Raw genomic sequence first — 1973 nt, forward strand, 5'->3', positions numbered from 1 at the left:
CCGCGCGCCTTGCGCACCAGTTCCACATGGTTGACGTAGGCGGAGCCGTCGGCCCACTGGTAGGCACGCGGCAGCGGGCTCTCGCAGGCCGCTTCGTCGAAGGGCTCCGCACCCACGGCGGTGCCGGCGTTGAGGTCGTCGGACGCCTGCTGAAGACGGGGCGCGAGGGTGTCCCAGTCATCCAGCGCGGCCTGCATGGTCCGCGCGATATCGGGCACGGCGACGCAGGTCTTCAGATCACGCGAAACAACAACAAGGCGCCCATCACGCCCCTGCTTCAAACTGGCGAGTTTCATCGTTTCTTCCCGGACCAAGTCACAAAAACTGGAGGGTTCGGGGGATGGCAATCCCCCGTATCGTCGTCGCCCCCCTACTCCGCAGCTTCCTTACTCTGCCAGGACCGATAATATTCCGTCCACTCCACGCCTTCCGGCAGGTCGGCGGGGCGGAGCATGTCGCGGGTGTCGATCATCACCGCCACCTCGTCGGTTTCCTTGCGCGCGTAGTCCATGGCGGTTTCATAGGCCTTGGGGTGCGGCCCGTGGGGGAAGCCGATGGGGTGGTAGGTGGTCATGCCGGGGCGGATGTTGTCGCGGCTGAAGAACTGGCCCTTGTGGTAGAAGATGAACTCGTCGAAATCCACGTTGGCGTGAAAGTAGGGCAGCTTCAGCGCGCCGGGGTCGCTCTCGATGGGGCGCGGCGCGAAGGTGCAGATGATGACGCGGCCCGACAGGAACGTGGTGTGCGCCGACGGCGGCACGTGGTAGCGGGCACTCATCAGCGGGCGGATGTCGCGCCAGTTCAGCTTCACCGGCGCCATGTCGCCGTGCCAGCCGACGGCGTCCAGCGGGTTGAAGGCGTAGGTGACGCGCGACACCGTGTCCTCGCGCTTGATCTCGCAGAGGGTTTCCGCTTCGGAATACTGGGCCTTGAAGGTGTCGTCGATGCGCGGCACCTCCAGCACCGCCGGGTCGAAGATGGCGTGGCTGCCCATGATGCCCTTCTCGGGCAGCTTGTAGCTGTCGCCGGTGGCCTCGACCATCAGCACCATGGCCGGGCTGTCGCATTCAAGCCGCCACTGCACCCCGCGCGGCACGACGATGTAGTCGCCGTCGCGGAAGGTCATGTGGCCGTAGTCGCAGAAGAACCGGCCCTCGCCTTCGTGGAAGAACAGAACGTCGTCGCCGTCGGCGTTGCGGGCGAGCGCGGGCATGTTGCCCTCCGTCCGCCACATGCGAACCTTTGTCGCCGCGTTGAACAGCACAAGCTGGGCATCCCAGGGGCTGGCCTTGGGCGTGTCCACCTTGTTGAGATCGAAGGCGCGGGGGCGCAGCGGGCCCTCCCACTTCACCCAGCCGGTGGGCGCGTGCTTGTGGTGCAGTTGCGAGGCCGGACCGAAGAAGCCCTCGCGCCCCATTTCCTGCTCGTAGGTTCCTTCCGGCATGTCGCAGTGGGCCTGCCGGCTGGCCGTGCCTTCCACATGGGGGAAGGAAATCCAGTTCTTCATCGTGCCGCCTCTCCGTTCCTGCCCGTCCGCCCGCTCGGGCGGCGCTGGACAGACCGTTTCGTTCGCTCCCATTCGGCGGGCGATGCGTTAGGGTTTGCCCGCCGTGTGGGAAACACGGTAGTTTCAAATGAAACCACTTCCAAGGAAAATCTTGGGGACCGCTTGCCCATGACTGCCGACACCGCCACGACCCGCCTGCCGCCCGAAGACGGCGCGGCACCGCTCTACCTGGACGATTTCATTCCCTACCGGCTGTCGGTGCTGTCCAACCAGATCAGCCGGTCGGTCGCCGCGCTCTATGCCGAACGCTTCGGCCTGACGATACCGGAATGGCGGGTGATGGCCGTGTTGGGGCTTGAAGAGGCGCAGCGCGGGCAGGTCTGCGCCAACATGGTGGCCGAGCGCACCGAGATGGACAAGGTGCAGGTCAGCCGCGCCGTCGCCCGCATGACGCAGGCGGGGCTGG

Annotated in this window: 2 protein-coding genes and 1 pseudogene; 1 reads left to right on the plus strand and 2 read right to left on the minus strand. The window is 66.0% G+C overall.

What is annotated here, in order from left to right; translation table 11 throughout:
- Positions 1–296, minus strand: a pseudogene (locus tag C882_RS22640) (fumarylacetoacetate hydrolase family protein); the annotation flags it as partial.
- A 74-nt stretch (positions 297–370) separates the two neighbouring features.
- On the minus strand, positions 371–1507 hold the full coding sequence (locus tag C882_RS22645) for a homogentisate 1,2-dioxygenase (RefSeq protein ID WP_009543021.1): 1137 nt from the start codon (positions 1505–1507) through the stop codon (positions 371–373).
- A gap of 168 nt (positions 1508–1675) precedes the next feature.
- Here C882_RS22645 and C882_RS22650 point away from each other — a divergent pair.
- Positions 1676–1973, plus strand: a 298-nt coding sequence (locus C882_RS22650) for a MarR family transcriptional regulator (RefSeq protein ID WP_043647367.1), incomplete at its 3' end; no start/stop codon positions are given.

The sequence above is a fragment of the Caenispirillum salinarum AK4 genome, from assembly GCF_000315795.1.
GTDB lineage: Bacteria > Pseudomonadota > Alphaproteobacteria > Rhodospirillales > Rhodospirillaceae > Caenispirillum > Caenispirillum salinarum.